Origin of the sequence: Labilithrix luteola (assembly GCF_001263205.1) — a bacterium.
Taxonomy (GTDB): domain Bacteria; phylum Myxococcota_A; class Polyangia; order Polyangiales; family Polyangiaceae; genus Labilithrix; species Labilithrix luteola.
Genome location: NZ_CP012333.1, coordinates 10,452,472 through 10,474,717 on the forward strand (window position 1 = coordinate 10,452,472; position 22,246 = coordinate 10,474,717).

At 67.5% G+C, this 22,246-nt stretch carries 16 protein-coding genes; 12 read left to right on the forward strand and 4 right to left on the reverse strand.

The window, feature by feature from the left end:
• Positions 1–45 precede the first annotated feature (45 nt).
• Complete coding sequence (locus AKJ09_RS45140) at positions 46–1,650, reverse strand: aldehyde dehydrogenase family protein (protein ID WP_146654048.1); 1,605 nt, start codon at positions 1,648–1,650, stop codon at positions 46–48.
• A gap of 11 nt (positions 1,651–1,661) precedes the next feature.
• Positions 1,662–2,588 (reverse strand): esterase/lipase family protein, encoded by a 927-nt coding sequence (locus tag AKJ09_RS45145; RefSeq protein WP_146654049.1) that lies wholly within the window; start codon positions 2,586–2,588, stop codon positions 1,662–1,664.
• A 78-nt stretch (positions 2,589–2,666) separates the two neighbouring features.
• Between AKJ09_RS45145 and AKJ09_RS45150 the strand changes: the two genes are divergently transcribed.
• From AKJ09_RS45150 to AKJ09_RS45175, 6 genes are all read left to right on the forward strand, one after another.
• Entirely contained in the window at positions 2,667–2,924 is a 258-nt protein-coding gene (locus tag AKJ09_RS45150) for an acyl-CoA-binding protein (RefSeq protein WP_146654050.1), read from the forward strand.
• A gap of 71 nt (positions 2,925–2,995) precedes the next feature.
• Positions 2,996–4,321: a Xaa-Pro dipeptidase gene (gene pepQ, locus AKJ09_RS45155; RefSeq protein ID WP_169928407.1), complete on the forward strand. Its 1,326-nt coding sequence runs from the start codon at positions 2,996–2,998 to the stop codon at positions 4,319–4,321.
• A gap of 63 nt (positions 4,322–4,384) precedes the next feature.
• Positions 4,385–6,310 (forward strand): potassium transporter Kup, encoded by a 1,926-nt coding sequence (locus tag AKJ09_RS45160; RefSeq protein ID WP_240488846.1) that lies wholly within the window; start codon positions 4,385–4,387, stop codon positions 6,308–6,310.
• A 101-nt stretch (positions 6,311–6,411) separates the two neighbouring features.
• A complete protein-coding gene (locus AKJ09_RS45165; RefSeq protein WP_146654052.1) occupies positions 6,412–7,026 on the forward strand; it encodes an RNA polymerase sigma factor in 615 nt (204 codons plus the stop codon).
• Complete coding sequence (locus tag AKJ09_RS45170) at positions 7,023–7,544, forward strand: hypothetical protein (protein ID WP_146654053.1); 522 nt, start codon at positions 7,023–7,025, stop codon at positions 7,542–7,544. Before AKJ09_RS45165 ends, AKJ09_RS45170 begins: the two co-directional genes overlap by 4 nt.
• Positions 7,541–8,782 carry a polymer-forming cytoskeletal protein gene (locus AKJ09_RS45175; RefSeq protein ID WP_146654054.1) on the forward strand — a complete coding sequence of 414 codons (1,242 nt, stop codon included), beginning with the start codon at positions 7,541–7,543 and terminating at the stop codon, positions 8,780–8,782. The genes AKJ09_RS45170 and AKJ09_RS45175 overlap by 4 nt, the downstream gene beginning before the upstream one ends.
• 66 nt (positions 8,783–8,848) lie before the next feature.
• Here AKJ09_RS45175 and msrB read toward each other — a convergent pair whose 3' ends face one another.
• Both msrB and AKJ09_RS45185 read right to left on the reverse strand, forming a co-directional pair.
• Complete coding sequence (msrB, locus tag AKJ09_RS45180) at positions 8,849–9,241, reverse strand: peptide-methionine (R)-S-oxide reductase MsrB (RefSeq protein ID WP_146654055.1); 393 nt, start codon at positions 9,239–9,241, stop codon at positions 8,849–8,851.
• Positions 9,242–9,366: 125 nt separating this feature from the next.
• On the reverse strand, positions 9,367–10,014 hold the full coding sequence (locus tag AKJ09_RS45185) for a hypothetical protein (protein ID WP_146654056.1): 648 nt from the start codon (positions 10,012–10,014) through the stop codon (positions 9,367–9,369).
• A 144-nt stretch (positions 10,015–10,158) separates the two neighbouring features.
• Between AKJ09_RS45185 and AKJ09_RS45190 the strand changes: the two genes are divergently transcribed.
• From AKJ09_RS45190 to AKJ09_RS45215, 6 genes are all read left to right on the forward strand, one after another.
• On the forward strand, positions 10,159–11,781 hold the full coding sequence (locus tag AKJ09_RS45190; protein WP_275936704.1) for an ABC transporter substrate-binding protein/permease: 1,623 nt from the start codon (positions 10,159–10,161) through the stop codon (positions 11,779–11,781).
• Positions 11,778–12,482 carry an amino acid ABC transporter ATP-binding protein gene (locus AKJ09_RS45195; RefSeq protein WP_146654057.1) on the forward strand — a complete coding sequence of 235 codons (705 nt, stop codon included), beginning with the start codon at positions 11,778–11,780 and terminating at the stop codon, positions 12,480–12,482. Before AKJ09_RS45190 ends, AKJ09_RS45195 begins: the two co-directional genes overlap by 4 nt.
• A gap of 42 nt (positions 12,483–12,524) precedes the next feature.
• Complete coding sequence (locus tag AKJ09_RS45200; protein ID WP_146654058.1) at positions 12,525–16,562, forward strand: serine/threonine-protein kinase; 4,038 nt, start codon at positions 12,525–12,527, stop codon at positions 16,560–16,562.
• 83 nt (positions 16,563–16,645) lie between these two features.
• On the forward strand, positions 16,646–18,703 hold the full coding sequence (locus AKJ09_RS45205; protein ID WP_275936705.1) for a monovalent cation:proton antiporter family protein: 2,058 nt from the start codon (positions 16,646–16,648) through the stop codon (positions 18,701–18,703).
• Positions 18,704–18,814: 111 nt separating this feature from the next.
• The gene (locus tag AKJ09_RS45210) at positions 18,815–21,547 is read left to right on the forward strand and encodes a sensor histidine kinase (RefSeq protein ID WP_146654060.1); all 2,733 of its coding nucleotides are present in this window, start codon (positions 18,815–18,817) and stop codon (positions 21,545–21,547) included.
• Positions 21,544–22,245 (forward strand): response regulator, encoded by a 702-nt coding sequence (locus AKJ09_RS45215; RefSeq protein ID WP_146654061.1) that lies wholly within the window; start codon positions 21,544–21,546, stop codon positions 22,243–22,245. The genes AKJ09_RS45210 and AKJ09_RS45215 overlap by 4 nt, the downstream gene beginning before the upstream one ends.
• Position 22,246 lies beyond the last annotated feature (1 nt).

Consider the following 22,246-nt stretch of genomic DNA (forward strand, 5'->3'; position numbering starts at 1 on the left):
GTAATCGGCCGGCGGAAGAACTCCAGGCCGCGCTGCGTCAAAGGACTATTTCGCAGGCTTTTCTAGCTCGGCCCGAGGACTGGCCGAGCGGCCGGATTTCAGCTCGCGCATGCGCTTCGGCATGAGGCTCAGGACCGAGAAGATCGCTCCGATGCGCGCTCCGAAGGACGACGCGCCGCCACGAATCGCCGCGAAGGCGAGAGCGAGCTTTCGCAGCGTGTCGGTGTACGGGTACCACCACACCTCGCGCGGCGCGCGGTTGTGGTCGACGAGCAGGAAGCGCGGGCGCGTGAGGGTGTCGAGTGCCAGCGGCGAGCCGGTGATGCCCCACCCCGTCTCGCCCATGCCGCTCCACGGCGCCGAAGGGATCGCGCCGGTGAAGGAGTGATTGTTGACGGTGACCACACCGGCGCGAAGACGCTTCGCGATCGCCTCGCCGCGAACCGTGTCCTTGGTCCAGACGCTCGCCGTCAGCCCGTAGCGCGAAGCGTTCGCGCGCCGAATGCCCTCCTCGACGTCCGCGATCTCCGCGATGGGTACGACGGGACCGAACGTCTCGTCCGCAACGAGCGGATTGGCGTCCGCCTCGATGGTCACGACCGTCGGCCGGTAGCCGAGCTTGGCGCCGGGTTCGTCGCACGCCTCGCCGCCGGCCAGCACTTGCCCACCACCGCTGCGGGCGGCCTCGACGTGACGCTCGACGACCGAGCGCTGAGCGGCCGTCGTGAGCGGGCCGACGTCGGTGCCGACGCGGAGCGCCTTCGTGTGCGCGATGACCTTCTCGACGAAGGCCTTCGCGACGGACTTTTCGACGTACACGCGCTCGACGGCGCCGCAGTTTTGCCCGGCGTTCATCATGCCGCCCCACACGATGCCGCTCGCTGCGCGCTCCAGATCGGCGTCGGCGAGGACGATGGCGGCGTCCTTTCCGCCGAGCTCGAGCGCACACGGAACGAGCCGCTCGGCGCACGCGTGCGCCACCTTGCGTCCGGTCGTGGGGCTACCGGTGAAGACGACGAGATCGACGTCGGCGTCGCACAGCTTCGCGCCTGCCTCGCCTCCTCCCTGCACGAGCGCGAGGAGCCCCTCCGGCAGGAGGTCGGCGAAGAGATCGACGATGAGCTTTCCGGTGCGCGGGGTGATCTCGCTCGGCTTGAAGACGATGGCGTTGCCGACCATCAACGCCGGAACGATCGTGCGAAGCGGCAGCGCGAAGGGGAAATTCCAGGGCATGATGACGGCGAGCGTGCCGCGCGCCTCACGATGGATCGTGCCGATCTTGCTCGGATACGACAGCGCATCGATGTCGGCCTCGACGGGCTCGAGCTCCTCGGGGAGCACCTCGGACCAGTACGAGACGACGTCGGCGCTGGCTAGCACTTCGCCGAGCAGCGCTTCGACGTCGGGCTTGCCCGTCTCTTCGTGGACGACCTTGGCGATCTCCTCGGCACGCGCGAGGATGCGCTGCTTGACGGCGCCGACGGTCTCGATGCGTGTTTCGAGCGACAGCGCCGCCCATGCTTCACGCGCCTCGCGAGCACGGCGGACGACGTCGTCGATCGAGCTGATCGGGGTGGCATCGACCGCGGAGAGGGCTTCTCCCGTCGCCGGACTGGTGGACGCAAACGGTGACGCGCTGGCCGCTTCCATGAGGCTGGCGACTATACTGGATCGGCGCCCTTTTTCGGCGGCGATGCGTCGGGCTCGGCGAGGAAGGTCGCGACCGCATCAGCGACCTTGGGCGAAAACAGGATCGCCAGGTGGGCGTGGTGCTCGACCTCGAAATCGCGCCCGCCTCGCTTGACCAGCGACGACGTTTCCTTCGGATAAACGATGTTGTCGTGCGCCGAGTAGATCGACAGACACGGCACCGCGAGCATCTGCCCGGCCTGGGTCTCGAGCAGCTTCGAGCCACGCCGCAGGCTCGCCGAGCCGAGACCGAAGATCGGACCGCGCCACACGATGCCGGCATGCGGCGTGGCGATGGTCACGCAGCGGCGCACCTTGAGCGGCGCGCTCGTCCCGTCTTTTTTCAGCGCCGCCGCGCGCATCATCTCCGTGGCCACGAGGCCGCCCATCGAATGGCACACGATGTCGACCTTCGCCGCGCCCGTCTCGCGGATCACGCGGTCGACGAAGCGATCGAGCCGCCCGGCGTTCGATGCGATCGAAGCCAGCCACGGGTAGTTGAAGCCGTAGAGCGGCCCGAAGCCTCGATGCGCGAGCGCCCGTGCGAGGCCCAAGAAACCAACGCGGTTCTGCATGTAGCCGTGCACGAAGACGATGGGCACGTGCGACACGACGGGGACGCCGGCCTGGGTCAGCCCCTCTCTGCCCCGCCGCGCGAGAAAGCGATCCATACGGTAGCCGAGCACGTAGAAGAGAGGGAGTAAGGGCTGCGTGAGAACAGCGAGGGTGGCCTCACGAAACACCGCTCGGAACGAGGAACCGAAGGCGCGCCGCGTCGTGTAGCTCCCCGTCAGCGCGAAGGAGCCGAGGACGTAAATCGCGATGCCGAACAAGAACGCCAGCCCAAGCGCTCCCACCACCTCGAGCAACTCAACGACGATGCGTTCCCAGTGACTCATTGTGCCGCGACCAAGAAGATACGTCCGATCGACGACGTTCGTAGCCTCGCACGGCTGGGTTCGAATAGCCTCCCCTCCATGGACCTCACGGCTCGATTCGACGACGCACAGACCCGCGTCAAAGGACTTTCGAAGGCGCCCAGCAACGACGACCTGCTCGAGCTCTACGCGCTCTACAAGCAGGCAACGGTCGGCGACGTGTCCGGCTCGCGCCCCGGCATGCTCGATCTCAAGGGCCGCGCCAAATTCGACGCGTGGACCAAGAAGAAGGGCGTCGCGAAGGATGCCGCGATGACCTCGTACGTCGCGCTCGTCGACCGCCTGCTCGCGAGCTGAGGCGGAAGGCCGGTCCAGATCGGGGCGGAATCGGCGCGGAGACGCGACAAGGCGGTGCTACGTTGCCGCTCGTGGATATCGAGCATCTCCGCAGCCTCTATCTGGACCACGTCCGCACCCTCGAAACGCGCTACGCGAAGGCTCTTGCCGGCGCGGGCTTCGATGCCGTCGTCGTGCACTCGGGCACGCCGGTCAAGCGCACCGCGTTCGACGACCAGTACTGGCCGCTGCGCCCGACGCCCGAGTTCCAGCTCTGGGCGCCGCTGACCGAGCCGGACTGCTTCGTGGTCGTCCAGCCGGGTTCGAAGACGAAGCTCGTGTGGCCCCACTGCACGAGCTTCTGGGAGCGGCCGGCCGAGCCCGAAGTGACGTTCTTCCAGGACGGGCTCGACGTCCGCCGCACCGACGCCTCCGAGCTCGCCTCGCTCGCGGGCGGCTCGAAGCGCGTGGCCTGGATCGGCGAAGACACGGCGCGCGCGGCAGCCCTCGGCTTCCGCGACACGAACCCGAAGGCACTCCTCGACGCGCTCGAACACGGTCGGACGCTCAAGACCGACTACGAGGTCGCTTGCCTCGCCGAGGCCAACCGGCGCGCGGCGCTCGGTCACGACGCCGTCCTTCGTGCCTTCGAAGGCGGTGCGAAGTCGGAGCTCGAGCTCCACCTCGTCTTCCTCGGCGCCACGCGGCAAGACGACTCGGAGACGCCTTACAAGAACATCGTAGCGCTCGGCTCGAACGGCGCCGTCCTCCATCACGTCAGCTACGGACGCGACGCGACGCGCGCCGAATCGCTCCTTCTCGACGCCGGCGCCACGTACCTCGGGTACTGCTCGGACATCACGCGCACGTGGGCTCGCCCGCAAGGTTCCGCCGGCAAGACCTTCGGGGGTCTCGTGGTCGCCATGGAGGCCATGCAGAAGCGCCTCGTCGAGCGCGTGGCCGTCGGCATGCCGTACGAGGAGCTCCACGACGAATCGCATCGTCAGGTGAGCGCGATCCTCAAAGAAGCGGGCATCGCCAAGGGAAGCGTCGAGGAGATCGACAAGCGCGGAATCAGCCGCGCGTTCTACCCGCACGGCCTCGGGCACTCGCTCGGTCTGCAGACGCACGACGTCGGCTGCGCCACGGTGAAGCCGCGCGCCGACAACCCCTTCCTCCGCAACACCTCGAAGATCGAAGTCGGCCAGACGTTCACGATCGAGCCCGGCCTCTACTTCATCGACGGCCTCTTGCGTGAGCTGCGTGGGAAGCCGGAGGGTGAGCTCGTCGACTGGCAGCTCGTCGACGCCCTCGCGCCGTTCGGTGGCATCCGCATCGAAGACGACATCCTCGTGCGCGAGTCCGGCGTGCGGAACTTCACGCGCGAAGTCCTGCCGACCGGCGGCAGCACCGTCTAATCCAGAGAGCTCGACCGCGCTCGGTCGCGTTCTTGCTTCACGGTAGAGCACCGACGGTGCGCCGTGATCTCCGCCTCCTCGCCGCGAGCTCTAGCCAAACACGAAGACGACATCGGGACCGGCGCGCCCCACGGTAGCGTCGCGACTCTCGCGCTCGGCGCGCTCGGGGTCGTCTTCGGCGACATCGGCACGAGTCCGCTCTACACGCTTCCGTCGTGCATCGAGGTTCTCGGCGGCAAGACCGATCGGGCCGACGTGCTCGGCATGCTTTCGCTCGTCTTCTGGTCGCTCACGATGGTGGTGACCGTGAAGTACATGACGTTCGTCATGCGCGCCGACAACCATGGCGAGGGCGGGATCCTCGCCTTGCTCGCGCTGGTTCCGAAGCGCATGCGCGGCAGCAAGACCGGACTCGGTTGGCTCGCCTTCCTCGTCGTCGTGGGCGCCGCACTGCTCTACGGCGACGGGATCATCACGCCCGCCATCTCCGTGCTCAGTGCGATGGAAGGACTGGAAGTCGCGACACCGCGGCTCTCGCCTCTCGTGCTGCCCCTCACCTGCGCGGTGCTCCTGGGCCTCTTCGGCATCCAACATCGAGGTACGGGCAGAGTCGGCAACATCTTCGGCCCGGTGATGGTCGTGTGGTTCGTGACCATCGCGATCCTCGGCGTGCACCACATCGTGAAGTACCCCGCGGTCCTCTCCGCGCTGAACCCGATCCACGGCGTTCGCTTCTTCGTCATCCACGGCGTCCGCGGCATCTTCGTGCTCGGCGCGGTCGTGCTCGCCGTCACGGGAGGCGAGGCCCTCTATGCGGACATGGGCCATTTCGGCAGGCGACCGATTCGCGTCGCGTGGATGGTCATCGTCATGCCCGCGTTGGTGCTGAACTACTTCGGCCAGGGCGCACTCCTCCTCACCGACCCTCACGCGAGTGCGCACCTCTTCTTCGCGATGGTCCCGCCGGGACCAGCAACCTACGCGCTCGTGGCGCTCTCCACGTGCGCGACCGTCATCGCCTCGCAGGCGCTCATCTCTGGGGTGTTTTCGCTCACCCACCAGGCCGTCCAGCTCGGGCTCTTTCCGCGTGTCGACGTCGAGCACACGTCCGCCCAAGCCGAAGGCCAGATCTACGTGCCCGTCATGAATACGGCGCTCGCGATCGCCTGTCTGGGGCTCGTCATCGGCTTCCGCAGCGCGAACCGACTCGCGGCGGCGTACGGCATCGCGGTGACCGGCACCATGGTCATCACCTCGGTCGTGTTCTTCGAGGTCTCGCGACGAACCTGGCACTGGCCGATCTGGAAATCGCTCCCGCTGCTCCTGCTCTTCTTGGCCTTCGACATCCCGTTCTTCGCGGCGAACGCGTTCAAGTTCCGCGACGGCGGCTACATCCCCGTGCTCGTGGCGGTACTGCTCACGCTCGTGATGACGAACTGGAGCCGAGGCCAGCACATTTTCCACGAGCAGGAGGCGCGGCTCTCGCCTTCGCTCGCGAACTTCCTCGACGGGATCGATCGAAAGCTCGCCGCGCGCATTCCCGGCACGGCCATCTTCCTCGCCAGCGCGACCGAGGAGGTTCCGCTCGTCCTCGTACGCTTCGTGGAGCGCGTTCGTGCATTGCCGGAGCACGTGCTCGTTCTCTCCATCGTGATCACGCACGAGCCGCACCTCCCACCCGACACCGCCACGCTCGAACCGCTCGGCAAGGGCATCTCGCGGCTCACGATCCAGCGCGGCTTCATGGACTCCACGAAGCTCCTCCCCGTGCTCGAGTGTGCCGTCCGAAAGTTCGCGCTGTCGTGCGATCTCCGAAGCGCCACTTACTACTTCGGTCGCGAGACCTTCCTTGCGACCTCCGAGGGTGAGATGTCTCGCCTGTCCGAGAGCTTCTTCGCGTTCCTCGCCCGCAATGCCAGCACGACGACGGCGCAGTACCGGATCCCGCCCACGCAGGTGGTCGAGATGGGCGTCGAAATCGACCTATGATCCGGCCTCGAACGCGTTTTTTCGCAGTCTTAGCCCCATAATTTCGAGCAGTTACGATTCTTGAAATTTTCGACCGTGCTCCACCGACTGGACCGGTAGAGATGTTCACGGCCCTCATGACAACGGCGGCGGCAGCTCCGGCAAAGGCTCCCGAGCGAGAGCTCGAGACCGCCGCCCTCAGGCCTCTCGTGCGCGCGGTGGTCGCGTGCGTGCTGCGAGAAGCGGCGGACCATCCCGACGTCCAGGACTGTACGAACGAAGCGATGCGTCGCGCGCTCGAGAGTTCGGCGACGGCGCGAGGTCCGCTCCGCCCCTGGCTGCTCGGCGTCGCTCGACACGTTGCGCTCGACACGTTGCGCGCACGCCAAAAGCAGCGCGCACGTAACGTCGACATGCCCGACGACACGGCGAGTGAATCTCAGCTCGCCCATCGGCACGTCGTCGAGCGCCTGGTCGATCCCGCAGCAGGGGCCGACGAACAACTCGAGCTCCGCGAGCGCGCCCTGCGGGTCAGGCGCGTGCTCGCTTCACTGCCGGAAGGTCCGCGTACGGCGCTCTCGCTCTTCCACCTGGAAGGGCTCTCCTACCAGGAGATCGCCGCACGACTCGACGTACCGCTCGGAACGGTGGCCACCTGGGTCACCCGAGGACGCAAGGCCATGGCCGAAGCACTGGAAGACGAAGTCTCGGAGGGGAAAGGAGGAGTCCGCCCATGAACCACGAACGGGGCAAATCCCTGGAAACCATGCTGCCGGAGGAGCTCCTCTGGGCCGAAGGAGGTCACGCGAGCGACGTCGTGCTCACCGCACTCGCCGACGGTCAGTTGGCCATCGTTCCGCCGAACGTGCGCGCACACGTCGAAGGCTGCGATCTCTGCACGACGCACCTCGGCCACGCTGCGCTGCTCTCGATCCACACCGGCGCCGGCCTCGCTGCGCCGCGCGAAACCGCGAGCCAAACCGAGCGAGCGCCCTTCCCTCGCCTCGCCATCACGCTCGGCCTCGCGGTGGCCGTGCTCGGGCTCGTGCCGACCCTGCTCCAAGCGCCCTCGACCGCGCGTGCGTTCGCAGGCGACGTGCCGCTCGTCGCTGGCGCCGTCTCCACGCTGAGCCATCGCTTCCTCGCGCCGGGAAGCCCCCTGATGCTCGCCTCGACCTACGGCGCGGCGGTGCTGCTCGTCATGGTCGCCGTCGTCGTCGTTCGTCGTTTGCCGAAGAAGGAAATCTCGTCATGAGCTCGCTTCGTCGTTTTGCCTGGATCGCCTCGGTGTTCGCGCTGTCGGCCGTACTTCCCGCCACCGCGGGCGCTGCGCTGCGCAAAGACGGGACGTGGCCGCCCGACAAGACCGACAAGACCGTGTCGCTCGCCTTCGACGGCAAGCCGAGCGATGGTCTCTCGAAGCTCGCGAGCGAAGCGGGCTGGAGCCTCGTCGTCTCGAAGGCGGTGGCGGTCGACGAGCACGAGGTCCACATCGACGTGCAGAATCAGCCGGCCGACGCCGTCCTCGAGGCCCTCTTCATCGAGGGCAACGTCGTCGCCACACGCAACGGCTCCCTGATCACGATCACGCCCGCGACCGCGACGCCCAGCGCAGCTCAGGCTCCTGCACCAGTGCCGTCGGTACGCGGAGAGGATCGCAACGTCGTCGGCGACTCGGTCGTCATCGAGAAGGACGAGGTCGTTCGCACGCTGACCGTCACCGGCGGCTCGGTGAGAATCCTCGGTACCGTGACCGGCGCGCTCGTCGTCTTCGGCGGCAACGCCCGCGTGGAGGACGGCGGACACGTGGTCGGAGACGCCACCGCCATCGGCGGCACGCTGACGATCGCCAAAGGCGGTCGCGTCGACGGCAAGGCAGGCGTCGTGGGCGGCATGCTCACGCGCGAAGACGGAGCCATCGTCGACGGAACGAAGAAAAAAGCCGCGACCGTGGTGAAGAGCGACGACGAGGACGACGACGACGAGGCGCCTTCGACGGTCGCCACCAAAGCCGCCGCGGTGGGCTCCTCCATCACCAAGATGGCGCTCCTCTTCGTCATGGGCTGCGTTCTCCTCGCGCTCGCCACACGCAAGATGGAAAGCCTGACGGGTGAAATCGCCGCGCGTCCGATGCGAAACTTCGCGCTCGGCATCGTGGGCTCCATCGCGGCGACGATCGGGCTCTGCGTGCTCTGCGTGACGATCGTGGGCATTCCCGTCGCGATTCTGGGCTTGCTCCTCGGGGTCTTCGCCGTCTACGCAGCCATCACCGCGGTTCTCACCACCGCCGGAGCGGCCATCATCGGCCACAAGACGAAGAACTCGTATCTGCACCTGCTCGCCGGCACGGTGGGCTTCCTCGTCATCGGCGCGATTCCCTGGATCGGCGGCCTCGCGACACTCGCCGTCACCATGATCGCGATGGGCGCGCTCGTCTCCACGCGAGGGGCCGGCGCCTTCGCCTCACGGCGAAAGCTGCCCGGCACCTTCTGACGAACGCTGGGCGAGGGCCGGTCGCGTGATCGGTCGCGTGATCGGCATCCTCGCCCCCTCTGCTCGTCACTCCTTCTTCAGATCCAGCGAGGCCGAATTGATGCAGTAGCGCAGGCCGCCACGATCGCGGGGTCCGTCATCGAACACATGCCCCAGATGCGCGCCGCACGAATTGCAGTGGACCTCGGTGCGCACCATGAAGTGCGATCGGTCCTCTTCCTCGTCGACGGTGGCGGCCGAAGGCTTCGTGAAACTCGGCCAGCCGCAACCAGAATCGAACTTGTCGTCCGACGAAAAGAGCTCCGCTCCGCAGCACACGCAGTGGTAGCGGCCGTTGTCATGGCAGTCCCAGTACTTGCCAGTGAACGCCCGCTCGGTGCCCTTCTGGCGCGTCACCGCGTACTGCTCCGGGGTGAGGATTTCCTTCCACTCGCTCTCGGACTTGTTGACCTTCATCATTCACGCTCCGACACGGATACGCACGAGGGTAGGCCACGGTTACGCGGCTCCAAGTGAATTCCAACGTGCGGACGAGGTCGATGCGGGAATGGGCGGAACTGACTGCCGCGCTCTCGCTGGCGAGCTCAAGCGGAGGTGCGAACCTTGCCGGTGGGGTTGACCGGGGCACCTCCCACATCCTCGAAGCGAGGAACCACACCGCTGTCTCGCTTGTGGTGGCAGCACATTCCGAGCTGTTTTGCGGCCTTGTCGAAGACGATGGCCTCGCACAGATGGCAGACGAGCAGGTCCGCGTATGGGGCGGGCACGTTGAGATGATCGACGGCGAAGAGCGACTCCACCCGATCCCGAAGTCGCATCCGGACGATATCGCGAGGGATCCACACCTCACGTCCCTCGCGGTCGACGGCGCGACGGATCAATCCCCGGCGCACGATGTCCGGGACGAAGCCCAGTGCCCCGCCGTCGAGCGCCGCGTTCTCGAGCGCCGCCAAGATCTGCCCGCGCACGCGGGTGACGAGACGCTCGACTTCACTCTCGGCAAGGGGTGGCCCGTACGAGAGGGACGGTACGCGCTCCCTCGCGACCCCATGACGAACGGCCGCCGCATAGGGCCCGGTGAGCCAGAGAGCGAGGTCTAGCTTGTCCCAGCCGGTGGCGACGCCCGACATGAACGAGAGCGCCGCCGCACGACAGTCGGCACTCACGGTTTCGGCCGTGACACCTTCGTCCAGCAACGAGCCGCTCCGCGCCGCGCCCACGAGCTCACGCATGGCAACTCCTCCTTCCAGACCCCGTCCCGTTGCTCGCTCTTCGGCCGACGGGCGTGCGCCGGGCCGAGCCCGACGCGCGGACGCCGAAACTCCATGCAAGATTGATGACCGCGCGGGGGGTCGTCGCCGGGTAGAATTGCGGCGGTGAACGGTCGCTGCTCGTCGTCGTCGCGCTGGACGACTTACGCCTTCGCCAGTGTGCGCGCGGACAACCAGGCAACGCACCCCGCTCGCACGAAGAGCCGCTGGCTCGTCGCTCTGTTCGCGATCGCGATCGCGCTCGTGGCGTGCGGGCATCAGACGTCGACGCCCGTGACGGGGCTCGCCCGTATTCGCGCCGCCGGAGTGCTTCGCTGGGGTGGCGACATCCAAGGAGGCGAGCCTTACGTCTATGACGATCCCAAGCATCCCGGGCATCTCGTCGGCTTCGAGGTCGACCTCGCCGAAGCGCTCGGCCGCGAGCTCGGCGTACGCACCGAGTTCGTACAGAACGATTGGGCGAACCTCGTTCCTTCCCTCGAGCGAGGCACGTTCGACGTGATCATGAACGGCCTCGAGATCACCGACGCGCGCGCCGGACGGATCCTCTTCACGCGACCGTATTACGTGTTCGCCGAGCGCCTGATGGCGCGCAAATCCGACAGGTCGATCGCGCCGGCCCTCCCCTCGCTCGAAGGTCGCAAGGTGGGCACGCTCGCGAACAGCCTCGCCTTCGACATCCTGCGAGGCCACGCCGACACGGTCGTCTACGAGGGCGTCGAAGAGCCCTACACCGATCTCCAACGAGGTCGCGTCGACGCCGTCCTGCTCGACGACATCATCGCGACCCGTTACGGCGTGCCCAAAGAGGACCTGCACGTGGTCGGCGATCTGCGCGACGGCTTCTATGCGATCGGCGTTCGACAGAACGAGCCCGACGTGAAGGAGGCGGTCGACGCCGCGCTCGAACGCATCGCCGCACGCGGCGAGCTCCATCGCATCCTCGAGAAGAGCCAGCTCTGGAACGATCGCCAGACACGCCTCGAGCACTGGAGCAGCGAAGGCAGCGCGAAGCTCACGAATCCGGCACCCGCGCCTGCCACGTTCGGAGTGGGGCACGCGCTCCTGTTCCTCAAGGGCGCCTCCATCACGCTGTTCGTCTCGGTGCTGGCGATGGCGATCGCGATCCCGCTCGGGCTCGCGCTCTCGATCGCGCGCCTCTTCGGCGGTGCCGCGGCACGACGACTCGCAGGGGCGTATGTCGAGATCTACCGAGGCACACCGGTCCTCCTGCAGCTCTATTTCCTCTACTACGGCCTGGCGCCGGTGCTCCGGCTCGGAGCGCTCCCCGCCGCCATCCTCGGCCTCGGTATGAACTACGCCGCGTACGAGGCGGAGGTCTACCGCGCGGGGTTCGCCGCCGTGCCCAAAGCGCAGATGGAGGCGGCCCTGTCACTCGGCATGAGCACGCCGCTCGCGCTCCGGCGCATCGTGTTGCCTCAAGCCTTCCGGCACGCGATCCCCAACGTGACGAACGACTTCATCGCGCTCCTCAAAGACAGCTCGCTCGTCAGCGTCATCACGGTCGTGGAGCTCACCAAGCAGATGAGCATCACCGCCATCGACGTCCGGAGCTGGGTCGTCCCCGGGCTGGCATGCGCCGCCCTCTACTTCGCGATGAGCTATCCCCTGGGCGTGCTCGCGCGGCGCCTCGAACGAAAGCTCGAAGGCGAGCACGAAATGGCCGCCGAGATCGAAGCAGGCCCTGCAGCGCGGGCTGCGGCATGATCGCCCTCGAGAATCTCACCAAACGCTTCGACGGCCGAACCGTGCTCGATGGCGTGAACGTGCGCTTCGAAGAGAAGCGCATCTCGTGCCTCGTCGGTTCGTCTGGCTGCGGAAAGTCCACGTTGCTCCGGTGCATCAACGGCCTCGAGCGCTTCGACGCAGGACGCATCGAGGTCGACGGCGTGAGCCTCGGGCCCACTTCACGCGGCGGCGAAGACCGCGCGGCGCTCGCGAAGATCCGCGCCATGGTCGGGATGGTTTTCCAGCAGTACGGCCTCTTCTCGCACATGACCGCGCTCGCGAACGTGATGGAGGCCCCCGTCCACGTGCGCGGAATGGCGCGTTCCGAGGCACGCGAGAGAGCCTCGCACTTGCTCGAACGGGTCGGCCTCGCGCACCGTATGAACGCCTTTCCCCGCGAGCTGTCGGGTGGAGAACAGCAGCGCGTGGCCATCGCGCGCGCCCTGGCCATGCAGCCGCGCGCCCTCCTCCTCGACGAACCGACGAGCGCGCTCGATCCCGCCCGTAAGGTCGAAATCATCCGGCTCCTCGGCGACCTGGCCAAGGACGGGACGACCATGATCATCGTCACCCACGAGCCGTCGCTGGTCCGCTCCGTGGCCGATCGGGCCATTTTGCTCCGTGACGGCAGAGTCCGCGCCGAGGGGGCCCCGTCCGAAGTGCTCTCCTCGCACGAGTGATCTGGCTGCGAATCGCCCGGTTCTCGATATGATCCGGATCGCGTGGAACCCGGCACGATCATCGCCCAGAGATTCGAGATCGCCCGTCGTGTGGCCGCAGGCGGCATGTCGGCCGTCTACCGCGCACGCGACTTGCGCCTCGGGGGCACCGTCGCCGTCAAGCTCCTCGCCGGCGAAGGCGCGACGGAGCACAAGGAGCGCCTCTACCGCGAGGCTCGCACCCTCGAGAAGCTGAGTCACCCCGGCATCGTTCGCTACGTCGCGCACGGCGAGACCGAGACCGGCGTTCCCTACCTCGCCATGGAATGGATCGTCGGCGAGACGCTCGGAAAACGTCTCGCTCGCACCGGCCTCACGATGGCCGAAGCCGTGCGCGTGATGACGCGCATCGCAGAGACGCTCGCCGTGGCGCACGGCAAAGGCGTCGTCCATCGCGACATCAAACCAAGCAACGTGATCCTGCGCGACTGCGACGTCGACCGTCCCACGCTCATCGACTTCGGCATCGCGCGCATGGGCCTCGGCCCGAGCCCCATCACGACCACGGGCGTCATGCTGGGCACGCTCGGCTACATGGCGCCGGAGCAGGCGCGCGGAAACAAGCTCATCGACGCGCGAGCAGACGTCTTCGCGTTGGGCGCCGTGCTCTTCAAGTGTCTGACGGGCGTGCCTGCCTTCGCCGGCGACGACGAGATCGCCGTGCTCGCCAAGATCCTCTTCGAAGCTCCCCCGCGCGCACGCGACGTCCGCCCCGACGTTCCCCCGGCCCTCGACGATCTGCTCGCGCGCATGCTCTCGCGCGATCCACTGCAGCGCCCTCGCGACGGAGGCATCGCCGCCGCGGAGCTCGCCGCACTCGGCCCCCTCGCCGACGACGGCTCGGTCACGCGCGAGACCAGCGAGCACGACGTCATCACGCGCGGAGAGCAGCGCCTCGTGAGCGTGGTGGCCGTGGCCTCGCACGCCCATGCCGACGAGGAATTCACCATCGCCGACGGCACGTGGCAGGGCATGAAATCCCTCTCCGGGCGCCTTCGCGCGGCGATCCAGCCTTTCGGTGCACACCTCGAGTCACTCGCGAACGGGATGATCGTCGTCACCCTCCCCGGCCGTCACAGCGCCACCGATCAGGCGACGCGCGCCGCCCGCTGCGTGCTCGCCATGCGCGCGGCCGCCGCGAACGTGCCGATGGTGCTCGCCACGGGCCGCGCCGTGCTCGAAGAACGCCTGCCCATCGGCGATGCGGTCGATCGCGCGATACGCATGCTCAAGCAGCATTCGCCCGACGACGTTGCTCACCTCGCCGCCGGAAAGAAGCAGCCCATCCACGTGGACGAGGTCACCGCCGGCCTGCTCGATGCGCGGTTCAGCGTGCGAGGCGACGCGCAGAACGGCCTCGAGCTTCTCGCCGAGCAGCCCGCCGTCGACGCCGGACGCATGCTCCTCGGCAAGCCCACGCCCTGCGTCGGACGCGAACGCGAGCTCGTGATGCTCGAGAGTGTCTTCGCCGAAGTGGTCGCCGACGACGTGGCACGTGCCGCCCTCGTCACGGCGCCGGCCGGGGTCGGCAAGTCGCGTCTTCGCTACGAGCTGCTGCGCATGCTGAGCCACCGTGGCGATCCTCACGAAGTCTGGACGAGCCGCGGCGACCCGATGCGTGCAGGATCGCCCTTCGGCATGCTCGCGCAGATCCTCCGCGCGGCCGCCGAAGCCCAGGACGGCGAGGGCCTGCGCGTGCAGCGCGAGAAGATTCGCGCGCGCGTCAGTCGTCACGTGCCTCCGCGCGACGTCGCTCGCGTCACCCAGTTTCTCTCGGAGATCCTTGGCGTCACGCTCCCGGAAGACGACGACGTCCAGCTCCGCGCCGCACGTCACGATCCGATCCTCATGGGCGACCAGATGCGCCGCGCCTTCGAGGACTGGTTGTCTGCAGAATGCACGGAGCACCCGGTCGTCCTCGTCCTCGAGGACCTCCACTGGGGCGATCTCCCGAGTGTGAAATTCGTCGATTCGGCCCTCCGCGCCCTGGCCGACAAGCCGCTCATGGTCTTCGCGCTCGCCCGGCCCGAGGTGAAAGACCTCTTTCCGGACCTCTTCGTCGAGCGCGGCGTACAGGAGCTTCGCTTGAAGGAGCTCTCGCGAAAAGCAAGCGAGAAGCTCGTTCGCCAGGTCCTCGGCGAGACCACGAGTGACGACGTCGTGGCCCAGGTGGTCCAGACCGCCGGCGGCAACGCGTTCTACCTCGAAGAGCTCATTCGTTCGGTGTCGATGTCCGGCGGGAAGATCCCCACCCAGGCGCGTCCGACGAGCGTGCGGCCACGTGCCTCGAGTGTCTCGGAGATCCCTTCGCTCGATGCGCGGCGACCGGCGAGCCTCGCGCCGATGATGCTACCCGAGACCGTTCTCACGATGGTCCAGGCCCGCCTCGAGGCGCTCGAGCCCGAAGCGCGCCGCGTGCTCCGCGCGGCGAGTGTCTTTGGCCAGACCTTCTGGCGCGGCGGCGTCATCGCCCTGCTCGCCGGCGAGCACCAGGATGCGCACGTGACGGCTTGGCTCGACGAGCTTTGCGAGCGCGAGATCTTCACGCGACGCGACCGCACGAAGTTCCGTGGAGAGCAGGAGTACGTCTTCCGCCACGCGTTCATCGCCGAGGCGGCGTACTCGATGCTCACCGACAAGGACCGCACGATCGGCCACCGACTCGCCGCGCAGTGGCTCGAGAAGGTCGGGGAGAGCGAAGCGGTGGTCCTCGCCGAGCACCTCGAACGCGGTGGCGAGCCGAAGCGCGCCATCAGCTTCTATCGACGCGCAGCGGCGCAGGCGCTCGAAGGCAACGACCTCGCGGCGTGCCTCGCCCGCGCCGACGCCGGCATTGCGTGTGGTGCCGAGGGAGAGGTGCTCGGACGCCTTCTCTTGCGCAAGGCCGAGGCCCACCGCTGGCGCGCCGAAAACGCGCTCGCGCAGCACTGCGCGGAGTCCGCGATGACGCTTCTCCCCCGCAACGGACGACGTTGGTTCCTCGCCTCGGGAGAGGCCGTCGAAGCGAACGCGCGACTCGGCAACGACACCGCGCTGCATCGATCGGTCGACGTCCTTTGCGAGGTCAGCTCCGCCGGCCCGCTCACGCCGCCCCATCTCGTTGCCCTCACGCGCGCCGCGTGCGTCTTGATGGAAGCCGGCAACTATCCATCGGCCGACGAGCTCCTTCGCACCATCGACGGCGCCTTCGAGTTCTCGCGCAAGCACGACGACGATCCGCTCGCCGGCGCGCACGTCTACCGGACACGCGCCTATCGCGCCCAAGTCGCCGGCGACGCGGCGTCGGCGCTGTCGCTCTACAACATCGCCATCGCGCGCTTCGAAGAGGCGGGCGACACGCGCGCGGCATGCCGGCATCTCGTCAGCGCCGCCGCCGCGTGCGTGGAGCTCGGCGCGTACGCCGATGCCGAGCGCGCCCTCGATGACGCCCTGCGGTCGGCAGCGCGCATGGGGCTCTCGGGCGTGGCGGCCAGCGGTGGCCACCATCAAGCCATGTTGCTCGCGCGCCAGGGCGACACGAAGGCGGCGCTCTCGCGTGCCGACGCGGCCATCGACGCGTTCCTTGCCCAAGGCGATCGACGCATGGAGGCGGCGGCCCGCCTCTATCGTGCCGTGTTCCTCTCCTCGGTCGACGAATTCGCCGGTGCCGAGCGCGAGGCGCGCGCAGCCCTCGAGGTGGCCGGAAGCACGTCGCCGCTCGGTGCGTATGCCTACGCCGTTCTCGCGCGCATCCACCTGAGCGACAATCGCGCGGAGAAGGCGGCCGAGCCTGCCGCCGAGGCCATACGCCTTCTCGATGCGCTTGGCGGCGTCGAAGAAGGAGAGTCGTATCTGCGCCTCACCTTCGCCGAAACGCGGCTCGCACTCGGCGACCACGACGGCGCGCGCGAGGCCCTCGCCACGGCGCGCGTCCGCATCCTCGAACGCGCGGCGATGATCCACGATCCGGCATGGAAGAGCTGCTTTCTCGAGCGTGTTTTCGAGAATGCGCGCACGCTCGAGCTCTCCCAGCAGTCGCAGCAGTGGAGGCGCGGCGACTGACCGCGACGCGGCGTCGCAAAGCGACGGCACGACAGGTGTTAGCTCGCCTGTGAATGGAGGCCGGACACGACTTCTTGAAGGCCTTGGCGACCGTCCTTCTCGTCGCCGCCGTCACGACCGTGCTGTTTCAGCGGCTCCGCCAGCCGGTCGTGCTCGGCTACATGATCGCGGGCATGGTGATCGGACCGTACGTTCCGATCCCGCTCGTCGCCGATCCGGACATTATTCACACCCTCTCCGAGCTCGGCGTCATCCTGCTGATGTTCTCGCTGGGCCTGGAGTTCAGCCTGCACAAGCTGGTCGAGGTGGGGCCTGCCGCAGGCATCACCGCCGTCGTCCAGTCGAGCTTGATGTTGTGTCTGGGCTTCGAAGTCGCGCGCCTCTTCGGCTGGACCACGCGCGAGGCGATGTTCACGGGCGCGATCGTGGCGATTTCCAGCACCACGATCATCGCCAAGGCCTTCGAGGAGCAGCGCATCGGCGGAAGTCTTCGCGAGATCGTCGTGGGCGTCCTCATCGTCGAGGACCTCATCGCCATCCTCCTGATGGCTGCTCTCACCGCCATCGGCTCGGGTGGAGCCGTCTCGGTGCGCGAGCTCGGCGTCACGAGTCTTCACCTGGCCATCTTCCTCGCGGCCCTCATCGTCGTGGGCATCCTCGTCGTGCCGCGCGCGATCCGCGCCATCATCGCCATGAATCGCCCCGAGACCACCCTCGTCGCGAGCATCGGGCTCTGCTTCGGCGTCTCGCTGCTCGCGCGCTCGTTCGGTTACTCGGTGGCCCTCGGCGCCTTCATCAGCGGCTCGCTCGTGGCCGAGTCCGGTGAGCAGCATGCCATCGAAGGTCTCATCCGACCCGTGCGCGATCTCTTCGCTGCCATCTTCTTCGTTTCGGTCGGCATGATGCTCGATCCGTCCATTCTCGTGGACCACTGGCGCGCGATCCTGGTGCTCACCTTCATCGTCATCGTGGGCAAGGTCCTCGGCGTCGGCTTCGGCGCATTCCTGACGGGCCACGGTGTGCAGACCTCGATCGGTGCCGGCCTGAGCCTCGCCCAGATCGGCGAGTTCTCGTTCATCATCGCCGGCCTCGGCATATCGCTCGACGCCACGAGGAACTTCCTCTACCCGATCGCCATCGCGGTCTCCGCCATCACCACGCTCACCACGCCGTGGCTCATCCGCGCGGCGAAGCCGGTCGCGAGCTTCGTCGATCACAAACTCCCCCAGCCGCTGCAAACCTTCGCGGCGCTCTACGGGAGCTGGATCGACAGGCTTCGCAGCGGCAGCGCGAACAAGGCGGATCGCACCGCAGGCACCATGATTCGCAAGCTCCTGAAGCAGCTCGTCGTCGATGCCCTCCTGCTCGGCGCGGTCATCGTGGCGGCGTACGTGGCGCGACCGCGCATCGTCAAGATCGAGATCGAGCGGCTCGGCCTGCCCTGGGAGTTCGCCAACAGCATCGCGCTCGCGTTCTCGGTGCTCTGCGCCCTGCCCTTCTGCATCGGCATCGCCCGCGTGGCGCGGCGACTCGGCATCTTGCTCGCCGATCTCGCCTTCCCCGGCACCGCAACGCCCGAGGGTCTCGACCTCGCTGCCGCTCCTCGCCGAGCGCTCATCGTCACCCTCCAGCTCGCGTGCGTGCTCCTCGTGGGCATCCCTCTCGTAACCTTCACCCAACCGCTCTTGCCGGGGTTCCAGGGCGCGCTGATTCTGCTCATCGCTCTCGTGCTGCTCGGCATCATGTTCTGGAAAACGACGACGAACCTCGAAGGGCACGTTCGCGCAGGCGCCGAGATCGTGGCCGAAGCCTTGACCGCCGGCACTGTCACCACCGACCCCGGCGCCGAAGACGCGCGCAAGAAGCTCGACCAGCTCCGGAGCGGGCTCGGCACGCCGGTCACGGTCATCGTCGAGGGCGGTAGCCCAGCCGACGGTCATTCGCTGGCCGAGCTCGACTTGCGAGGCCTCACCGGCGCCACGGTCCTCGCCATCTCGCGCGAAGATCACGCCATCGTTCCCTCGGCGAAGGAGCTCCTTCGCCAGGGTGATGTCCTCGTGGTCGCAGGCAGCCGTGAGGCGGTCCACGCGGCGAAGGTGCTGCTCGAGGGAGCGCACGGGAGCCCGCGCGAACGAGGCTGAGAACCAGCTCGTCCGGGCTCGACATCGCGACATAAAGAAGGGATCAGGATTGGCGCCCATGCGATCTTTGTCGGTGTGGAAGGCGCGACCGCGACATAAGATGAGGCCGCGATGAGCGATCGGCGTCCCACGCCGGAGGAGTTGCTCGCGCGCGTTCGCGAGGAGCAGAGCCGCGCGCACCGCGGCAAACTCACCGTCTTTTTCGGCGCCGCCCCAGGCGTTGGCAAGACGTACGCCATGCTCGAGGCGGCACGCTTCGAGCGCGAAGAAGGGCGCGACGTGGTCGTGGGTCTCGTGGAGACGCACGGCCGCTACGACACCGGAGCGCTACTCCTCGGCCTGGAGATCCTGGCGCGCCGCAAGACGGTGCATCGCGGGCTCACCCTCGAAGAGCTCGACGTCGACGCCGCCATCGCTCGCCGCCCTGGCGTCATCCTCGTCGACGAGCTCGCGCACACGAACGCGCCCGACTCGCGCCACGCCAAACGATGGCAAGACATCGAAGAACTCTTGCAGGCGGGCATCGACGTCTACACGACGCTCAACGTCCAGCACCTCGAGAGCCTGAACGACGTCGTCGCACAGATCACGCACGTCGTCGTGCGCGAGACGGTGCCCGACGCGGTCTTCGAGAAGGCCTACGACGTCCGCCTCATCGACCTGCCGATCGACGAGCTCACCGAGCGCCTGCGTGAGGGCAAGGTCTACGTCCCCGACCAAGCACGTCTGGCGAGCGAGGGATTCTTCCGCGAAGGCAACCTCATCGCGCTTCGCGAGCTCGCGTTGCGCGTCACCGCTCAGCGCGTCGACCTGCAGATGCGCCGCTACCGCGCCGAGCACGGCATCGAGCGCACGTGGCCGGCGGCCGAGCGCATCTTGGTCTGTGTGAGTCCGAGTCCGAGCTCGGCACGCCTCATACGATCGGCACGCCGGCTCGCCACGGGCCTGCACGCCGATTGGATTGCCGCCTACGTCGAGACGCCCGGCGCCCTCCGTCTCTCGGCAAAAGACCGCGAACGCGTCAACCAACACCACATTCTCGCCCAAGGCCTCGGCGCCGAGACCGTCACGCTCGGCGGAGGCAGTGGTCCCGCAGAAATCGTCCGATTCGCCCGCTCGCGCAACGTCACACGCATCCTGGTCGGCAAGCCCACGCACGCGCGCTGGCGCGATTTCTTCACGCGCTCGTTTCTCGACGAGCTCGTACGAACGAGCGGCGACATCGACGTGCACGTCCTCGCAGGCGACGAGCCCGAGGGCCGGGCAAAGCGCGATCTTACCCTCCGAGTGCCGCGCGGCTCGTCGAACGTCGCCGGCTTCGTTGCCGCTGCGGTGACCGTCGCGGTCGCCACCTTCCTCGGCCGCATGGTTCTCGGTCAGGAGCGCGCCGACATCGTCATGCTCTACCTTCTCGGCATCGTCCTCGTGTCGATGCGTTGGGGGCTGGGTCCTTCGCTCACGGCCGCCATTGCCGCCGTGCTGAGCTTCGACTTCTTCTTCGTTCCGCCCTACTACACGTTCGCCGTCTCCGACATTCGACATGTCGTCACGTTCGCGGTCATGTTCCTCGTTGCATCGGTCATCAGCGGTCTCACGAAGCGCGTTCGCGATCAGGCGGATTCGTCGCGCGAGCGCGAGCTTCGCACCTCGAGTCTCTACTCGCTTAGCCGGGCGCTCACGACGGCCAAGACCGCCAAGGACGTCCTCGCCGTCGGCATTCGTCACGTGCACGAGGTCTTCGGCACACGCTGCGTGGCCCTCTTACCCGGCGACGACGGCAAGCTGGTCGCCACCGAAGGCGGGCCGACCACGTTCGTCCCGGACGAGAAGGAGCGCGGTGTCGCCGAATGGGTTTGGACGCACGGCACGCCTGCCGGTCTCGATACCGACACGCTCCCCTCGGCGTCGGCGCTCTATCTGCCACTCGAAACGTCGAGCCAGCGCGCGGGCGTGCTCGGCTTGTTGCCGAGCGACAAGAAGCGCATCGCCGGCTACGAGGCGCGCCAGCATCTCGATGCGTTCGTCGGCCAGATCGCCGCCGCGATCGAACGAACCAAGCTTGCCGAGCAGGCGCAACAGGCCCAGCTACGCGTCGAGCGTGAGCAGCTGCGAAACTCGCTTCTCTCGTCCGTCTCGCACGATCTCCGGACGCCCCTCGCCGTCATCACCGGCGCCGCCAGCACGCTGCTCGATGCGCGCCTCGAACCAGACGTCGCGCGCGACCTCACCGAAACCGTGCTCGTCGAAGCCGAGCGCCTCAATCGGCTCGTGAGAAACCTCCTCGACATGACCCGGCTCGAGGCCGGGGCCGTGGAGGTCCACAAAGAGTGGCAGCCCGTCGAGGAGGCGGTCGGCGCCGCGCTCGAACGCACGCAAAGTGCCCTCGGCGATCGGCCGGTGCAGATCGACTTGCCCGACGATCTGCCGCTCGTCCCTTACGATTCGATCCTGCTCCAACAGGTGCTGGTGAACTTGCTCGAGAACGTCGCGAAGTACACACCGAGCACGGCCGAGGTCCACATCGCCGCGCACGTGACGGATAACGGCGTCGAGATCGACGTCGCCGATCGCGGTCCCGGCTTGCCCGAGGGCGAGGAGGCGAAGGTGTTCGAGAAGTTCTATCGCGCCGAGAAGGGGCGCGGCGGTGGCGCCGGCCTCGGTCTCACGATCTCGCAGGGCATCGTCACCGCGCACGGCGGTCGTATGTGGGCACGCAATCGCGACGGTGGCGGCGCCGAGTTCTCCTTCACGCTACCCATCGAAGGCGTCCCGCCGCAGCTCGACGAGAGCGAGCCCGTGTCCCAAGCTTCGGAGCCCGCGAGCGATCGGAGCGCTCGGCAATGACGGATGTATCGTTTCTCGTACTCGTCATCGAAGACGAGCCGCAAATGCAGAAGTTCTTGCGTACGGCCCTCGCGAGCGAAGGCTATCGCACGCTCGAAGCCGAGACGGGCGCCGAGGGTCTCGTGCTCGCGCGGACGCACAACCCCGATCTGGTGTTGCTCGACCTCGGCCTACCAGATGTCGACGGCATCGAGGTCACGAAGAGCCTGCGGGAGTGGTCGAGCAAGCCGATCATCGTGATCAGCGCGCGCGGCCAGGAGAACGACAAGATCAGCGCGCTCGACCTCGGAGCCGATGACTACCTGACGAAGCCTTTCGGAACCGGCGAGCTCATGGCCCGCATCCGGGTAGCCCTCCGGCACACGTCGCGTTCGGGCGAGGCGCGGGTCGAACCCGTCGTGGAAGTGGGGGAGCTCCGGATCGACCTCGACAAGCGGCAGGTCTTCTCCGGCGTCACCGAAGTCCACCTCACGCCGAATGAGTACAAGCTCTTTGCGTACCTGATGAAGAACGCCGGGAAGGTGCTTACGCATCGGCAACTCCTCAAGGAGGTCTGGGGCCAAGCCTACGCGTCCCAGACGCATTATCTACGCGTGTACATGGTGCAGCTCCGTCACAAGTTGGAGGGCGATCCTGCGCGCCCTCGTTATCTGGTGACGGAGCCTGGCGTCGGCTACCGGCTCAAGGTGCCCGCCTGAG

Excerpts from the sequence above, each read along its gene's own strand:
- AKJ09_RS45140 (WP_146654048.1), bottom strand. The coding sequence starts at position 1,650 with ATGGAAGCGGCCAGCGCGTCACCGTTTGCGTCCACCAGTCCGGCGACG.
- AKJ09_RS45145 (WP_146654049.1), bottom strand. The coding sequence starts at position 2,588 with ATGAGTCACTGGGAACGCATCGTCGTTGAGTTGCTCGAGGTGGTGGGA.
- AKJ09_RS45150 (WP_146654050.1), top strand. The coding sequence starts at position 2,667 with ATGGACCTCACGGCTCGATTCGACGACGCACAGACCCGCGTCAAAGGA.
- AKJ09_RS45165 (WP_146654052.1), top strand. The coding sequence starts at position 6,412 with ATGTTCACGGCCCTCATGACAACGGCGGCGGCAGCTCCGGCAAAGGCT.
- AKJ09_RS45170 (WP_146654053.1), top strand. The coding sequence starts at position 7,023 with ATGAACCACGAACGGGGCAAATCCCTGGAAACCATGCTGCCGGAGGAG.
- AKJ09_RS45175 (WP_146654054.1), top strand. The coding sequence starts at position 7,541 with ATGAGCTCGCTTCGTCGTTTTGCCTGGATCGCCTCGGTGTTCGCGCTG.
- msrB (WP_146654055.1), bottom strand. The coding sequence starts at position 9,241 with ATGATGAAGGTCAACAAGTCCGAGAGCGAGTGGAAGGAAATCCTCACC.
- AKJ09_RS45185 (WP_146654056.1), bottom strand. The coding sequence starts at position 10,014 with ATGCGTGAGCTCGTGGGCGCGGCGCGGAGCGGCTCGTTGCTGGACGAA.
- AKJ09_RS45195 (WP_146654057.1), top strand. The coding sequence starts at position 11,778 with ATGATCGCCCTCGAGAATCTCACCAAACGCTTCGACGGCCGAACCGTG.
- AKJ09_RS45210 (WP_146654060.1), top strand. The coding sequence starts at position 18,815 with ATGAGCGATCGGCGTCCCACGCCGGAGGAGTTGCTCGCGCGCGTTCGC.
- AKJ09_RS45215 (WP_146654061.1), top strand. The coding sequence starts at position 21,544 with ATGACGGATGTATCGTTTCTCGTACTCGTCATCGAAGACGAGCCGCAA.